Raw genomic sequence first — 5,750 nt, forward strand, 5'->3', positions numbered from 1 at the left:
TGGGGCCTCCCTCCATTTAACCCACCAAACTACCCAACAACACCCGCCACCGCAGCCGCCACGGCCGGAGCAACACGCGGATCGAGCGGACTGGGCACCACATGGTCCGCGGCCAGGTCCGCACCAACCAATCCCGCGATGGCCCCGGCAGCCGCCAGCTTCATGGCAGGGGTAATCCTGCGCGCACCCGCATCAAGGGCGCCGCGGAAAATGCCGGGGAACGCCAGGACGTTGTTGATCTGGTTGGGATAGTCGCTGCGGCCCGTGGCCACAACCGCGGCATGGCGGGCCGCGACGTCGGGCTGTACCTCCGGATCGGGGTTGGACAGCGCGAAAATGATGGCATCCTGGTTCATGCCGGCCAGCGCAGCTTCCTCGATGGTGGAGGAGGAAACGCCCACCACCACGTCGGCGCCGTCGAGCGCTTCATGAATGCCTCCGGTCAGCCCGTGGCGGTTCGTCTTGGCGGCATAGGCGGCCTTGACACCGTTCAGGTCCCCGCGGCCCGCATGAATGATGCCGCGCGAGTCCAGGAGCACCACATCGCCGACGCCGGCGTCGAGCAGTATTTGGGCCACTGCAATGCCGGCGGCACCCGCACCGGAAATGACGGCACGCATGGAGGCAAATTCCTTGCCGACCACCTTGGCGGCATTGGTCAATGCTGCCAGCACCACCACGGCGGTACCGTGCTGATCGTCGTGCATGACGGGGCAGTCCAGGGCCTCGATGAGGCGGGCTTCGAGTTCAAAGCAACGCGGCGCGGAAATGTCCTCGAGGTTCACAGCGCCATAGCTGGGCCGCAGCCGGACAAGTGTCTCAATGATTTCATCCACGTCCGTGGTGTCCAGCACCAGCGGGATGGAGTCGAGGTCGCCGAATGCCTTGAACAGTGCGGATTTGCCCTCCATGACGGGCAGTGACGCCCGGGGACCGATGTTTCCCAGTCCCAGCACCGCAGTGCCGTCGCTGACCACCACCACGAGGCGGCTGCTCCAGGTATGGCTGGCGGCCACGGCCGGGTCCTGGGCGATGGCCCTGCTGACCTGGGCCACGCCCGGAGTGTAGGCGATGGAGAGGTCCCGGAGGCTGGCCAGGGGCACCTTGCTGGATATTGACAGCTTGCCCCCAACGTGGGCGGCAAATATTTCTTCTTCGGACAATTGGATCTGGCTTCCGGCAGACGGGGCCAGGGTTGCTTCTAATGACACGTGGGTCTCCTGCGTCGCTTCCATTGGTGGGAGGCGCGAGAGCGTCCAGGCGGCTATTTGCCCGGACGACGGCGGCTGCCGCGCAAGGAGGTGGCGTGCGGCGGCGCCTCGCAGTGCCGTGCCGCGCCCGTACGTCGGTGGACGGGCAGCAGCAAAAACGGCCTGTGCTGTGGTTTTGTATGTCCCATAGTAGCGCAGCAGGGGGAACCGGTTGCGACACGGGGCCGGCAGCACGTCACATGGTGACACGCCACCACCGTCAGCGCAGGATGATGTCCGTTGCCGTAGCGGGGGAGCGTCCCGTGGAAACAAAGCCGGACACATTGGCCTGGGGGTGCTTGATGATGTCCGTCACCGAGCCAAGGTGGCGGGCGAGATCCACCTTGTCCTCCGGGGCGGCCAGCAGTAGCTGGAAGCCGAACTCCTGCAGGGCGTTGATGCCGGCCCCGGCGTATTCAGAGTTGGCCTGGATGAATGCTTCGTCAATCATTACGGTCCCGTAGGTGCTGTACCCCTGGGTGTCGATGCCGAGCTGGTACGCCAATGCGGCGCCCATGATGAAGGAGGTGAAGCGCTGACCCTCGCCGCCGGAAAGCGTGCCGGGTTCCAGCCCCAGTTCAACTTCACCATTGGGACGGTGCTCATTGCAGCTGATGGTTACATGTTGGCGCACGTCCAGGACCGTGTCCGCCCACGCCTGCAGGCTGGAATCATTCAAGGCGTCAACCAGCCGCTCCAGTTGCTGGTAGCTGGCGGACATCTTCTCCTCCGTGGCCTTGGCGTACGCATTCCCCAGGGCGTCCTTCAGGTCAGCGCGGAAGGTGCGGGCTTCATCCGGAATGGTGGTCCTGACCTCCAGGCGCAGGCGGCTCCCCTTTTCGAACGGCACATCTTCCAGGATCTGGTTGAGCGGAAGGATGCGTTCCTCGATGGCGCGGCGTTCCTCCTCGAGCAGTTGGAGGAGGTCCGAGAAGCGTTCGTAGGAGCGGTTGTTGAAGTACTCACGGAACTCGTCCTGGCGCTGCGGCAGCCCCTCGGAGAGGATGCGCTCGTACAGCTGCTCATATTGTTCCGCGGCGTCGGCCCCCGTACCGTGGCTGGCGCTCATGGACGGCCCGAATTCGCGGGCGAAGGACTTGAACGTTTCAGCCAGGGCCCCCTCGGTACGGAACACCCGCTCCTTGAGGGCGGCAATCCTCTCGCCCACCTCCACCGTGGTTCGGCTGGTGAACTGTTCCAGCTCGGCCAGCGACGCCGGCCCGCTGTCGGCCACATGGGGGGCAAGGGCCTCGGCTGCCCAGTCAGCGGGCGGCTGGTCCGCGGCCTGTTGACTGGTCAGCTCCGCCAACTGCCCGACGTCGCGGAGTTCCCGCTCCAGGCCGGCCAGGTCATTGTTGAGCACCGCCAGGCGCCCTACGGCGGACTCCAGTTCCGCCTTTGCCCCGCCCAGGGCGTCCCTGATCTGGGCGAGTGTGGCACTGCTGTCAATGGTGGCCTGCAGGGCTGCCTCCAATTGCTCCAGCCGGGCGGCCAACGGCGCTGAATCGAGAAGCTCGAATACGCGTTGGTCGGCTGCAACCCGCCTGAGCGCGGCAAGCCGGCCTACCAGGGTGTCCTTCGCCTTGCTCCGCTGGTCGGCAAGGGCTGCAGCGCCTTCGTGGTCGGCGGCAAGTTCGCCGGCGCGGGCCTCGAGCTGGGCAATTTTGTCCGCGTTGTTGAAGCCCAGCAGATAGTCGCCGGGGTTGACCGTGCGGGTGTCACGTTCAAACGTGGCCGAGTTGACCTTTAGCGTGCCCGCAAGGGATATGGCACGGCTGTGTTGGTGAAGTTCGGCGTCCAGGTCCACGCAGTGGAACGCAAAGTCACGGGCCACCTTGGACCGCAGCCAGGCGCCGGCGTCGGATTTTTGGAACTCCAGCTTCGTGGCGAGTTCCCCCTCCGCCGGTTCGGCGGTCCGCGCCGGTGCCCCCATGTCCATCCAGCGCAGCTTCCCGTACCCGTCCAGGGCGTTGATGGCCCGGGTCACCGCTTTGATGTGCTCTCCGGGAACCAGGAGCGTGGTGGCAAGGGACCGCAGCACCTTCTCGGCGGCCGGACGCCAGGCGCCCTCGCCGTCGGCAATGTCCACAAGCTCGCCGGCAAACGGCATCCCGGCCGGATCCAGCCCGGTCTCGGCGCATATGGCCCGGCGGGCGGCAGCGCTGCGCCCGTCAATGTTGCTCCCGCGGCGCTGGTAGGAGGCAATTTCCGCCCGCAGCCGCTTCTCCTCCGCCTTGGCGTTGATGCTGGCGGCCACCGCTTCATATTCGCGGGTGCGTGCGGACTCCGTTTCCGCCTGTTGCAGTTCGACGCCGGCTTCCGCGGCCGCGCGGGCAGCGGCAAGCCCGTCCGCGGTCCAATCGTAGGCAAGCCCGGCTGCGTCGAGATCGTCACGGACGGCCGATTCCACGCGCAGGCGTTCCTCGAACTCCCTCTTCGCCGTCCGAATGTCCCTTTCCAGGCCGTCGATGGCCCGTCCGCCATGGCTGGCGTGCTGCTCGTCCAGCGCAGCCACGGACTCGGCCAGTGCATCCTTGGCGGCCGCGGCCGCGTCGATTTCGCGGCGCTTGTCCTCCAGCCGGCTGCCGAGTGCCCGGGAGTTTCCGGCCAGCAGGTCGGCGCGGAACTGCTGCGCCAGCAGCGGCAGCTGGACATTTTTTAGTTCAACCGTGCGGTTTAAAGATTCCCTGAGATCCCGCAGCTTGCGGTTCAGTTCCGGGACCGGCGCCAGGGCATCGCGCTGCCCGCGGGCATCCTCGAGCTGGCGGTAGATGCCGCGCAGGTGGCTGAAATCCTCCACGGCTGCCCTGGCGGCGGCGAGCGTGGCGGGCTTGTCCAGGACTTCGTAACGGAAGAAGCGGTTCACGCCCTTGTCGAGCCCCTTGCCGTTTTGCAGGGTGCGCAGCAGGCTGAACGCCTTGTCATTGTCGATGCCCAGCTTCCGGCGGAAGCGTTCGGCAAAGGTCTTGTGCACATCGAAGGCCTCGCAGCCGGGCAGAGCGGCGTGCAGGGACGACGGCGAGAAGCGCCGGCTTCCGTGCCTTTCCAACGCCGCGGTGTCCAGCGGCTGGTCGTGGATCACGTAGTGTTTGCCCACCTGGCCTTCAAGCCCGTTGGCCGGCAGGTCGAAAAGGGCGGCAATGCTGACGCGCCGGCCCAGCCCGTCCTCAAAAACCAGGGCGGTGGCGGACCAGGTGGCGCTGGGCCGCTGGTAGACGGTGCCGCCGGCCGTCTTGATTTTGCGCCCCCGCATGTAGCTGAACGTGGTGCGCCTGTCCTTGCGGTTGGAAGCCTCGTGGGCGGACTCATTGAGGCGTGGAGCCGCGTAGAAAATGTGCTGGATACCGTCAAACAAGGTGGACTTGCCCACGCCGGGATGGCCGGTGAGCAGCGTGCCGGCCCGGTCCACGTACATGGCGTGGCGGCCGTGGAACGTGCCCCAGTTGATGATCTGGATCTGGCTCAGCCGGTACTGGCCGGGGTTGATTTCCTCGCCAATGGGCAAGGTGGTGGCAATGCTCATTCGGCGTCATCCTCCAGGGTCAGTTCCAGCTCGGCTGCAGTTTCACGCTCAATCTCGTGGGCGCCGTCCGCGTCGAGGGCGGCCAGGTAGGCGGGGATTTGGTCGATGGAGTCAAAGGGGAGGGCCAGGGCCAGGGCGTTGCTGACCCGGTATTCGGTGGCCAGTTCGCTGGGCAGCAGCAGCTTCAGGGCCAGCAGGCGCGCCAGGGCCGCATCGGTTTGTTCGTCCAGGCGCTTGTCGTCCAGGGCCCCGGGGCGGCGATGTTCGGCCAGGATTTCCCGGGCCCCGGAACGCGTAATGGTGACGTCGGTGCCCGTGCCGGCGTGGCGGTCCAGGAGCATGCGCAGCCTCAATGCCAGGAGGGTCTCCTCCCGGCGCAACGGTTTGCGCGCCACGATGGGCTGGGTGTGGACGGCGTCGATCTCCGCCGGTTGCAGCAGCGCGATCTTCCGTTCCGGATCGATGGACAGCAGCAGGAAAATCTCGCTCAGGTACTGCTGCAGGGACGCGCGGTGCGTGAGGATGGTGGTCCACAGGGCCGGGTCTGCGGTGCCGTCAATGTACGGCCCCCGCAAAAGCCGCACCAGCGACTGGCGGATGTCCAGGGCGAAGGTGCCCGTGTCGCCGGCAAACAAGGCGCGCTCGGACCGGTAGGCGATGCCGGGGACGGCACCTGGTGCCGGGGTGCCGGCGTCGTGCGTGTCGGATTCGGGACCGGGGATCATGGTGCGGTGTCCTTTGTGAAGGTGACCAGCGGCAGCCGGGCGGTGCGCTCGGTGCCGTTGATCTGGGTGAAGCGGAGTGTTTGCGTGCGGGTTGCGTCGAACGCCTGGTCCGTGCTGCGTGCGGCCAGGACCAGCCCCCGGATGGAGTTGATGTGGCGCAGTTCCGCCGGCAGCTCGGCGTACGCGTCGGCCAGGGTGGCGGTGCCGTTGCGGGTGGCCCGGGCGCGTCCGACGGCGGCGTGCAGGGCGGGC

General features: G+C 66.8%; 3 protein-coding genes and 1 pseudogene. All 4 read right to left on the bottom strand.

Annotated features, from left to right (window positions below; genetic code table 11):
* Window positions 1-29: 29 nt before the first annotated feature.
* On the bottom strand, window positions 30-1,211 hold the full coding sequence (locus LPN03_RS20335; protein ID WP_262455700.1) for an NADP-dependent malic enzyme: 1,182 nt from the start codon (window positions 1,209-1,211) through the stop codon (window positions 30-32).
* A gap of 259 nt (window positions 1,212-1,470) precedes the next feature.
* Window positions 1,471-4,773, bottom strand: a complete 3,303-nt coding sequence (locus LPN03_RS20340) for an ATP-binding protein (RefSeq protein ID WP_165183717.1) — start codon at window positions 4,771-4,773, stop codon at window positions 1,471-1,473.
* Entirely contained in the window at window positions 4,770-5,498 is a 729-nt protein-coding gene (locus LPN03_RS20345) for a DUF4194 domain-containing protein (RefSeq protein ID WP_262455702.1), read from the bottom strand. Before LPN03_RS20345 ends, LPN03_RS20340 begins: the two co-directional genes overlap by 4 nt.
* Window positions 5,495-5,750, bottom strand: a pseudogene (locus LPN03_RS20350) (DUF3375 domain-containing protein); the annotation flags it as partial. The gene LPN03_RS20345 and the pseudogene LPN03_RS20350, both read right to left, overlap by 4 nt.

The sequence above is a fragment of the Arthrobacter sp. A2-55 genome, assembly GCF_025548615.1.
Classification (GTDB): domain Bacteria; phylum Actinomycetota; class Actinomycetes; order Actinomycetales; family Micrococcaceae; genus Specibacter; species Specibacter silviterrae.

Bases quoted from the DNA above. Each gene is read 5' to 3' on its own strand.
- LPN03_RS20340 (WP_165183717.1), bottom strand. From the start codon at position 4,773: ATGAGCATTGCCACCACCTTGCCCATTGGCGAGGAAATCAACCCCGGC.
- LPN03_RS20345 (WP_262455702.1), bottom strand. From the start codon at position 5,498: ATGATCCCCGGTCCCGAATCCGACACGCACGACGCCGGCACCCCGGCA.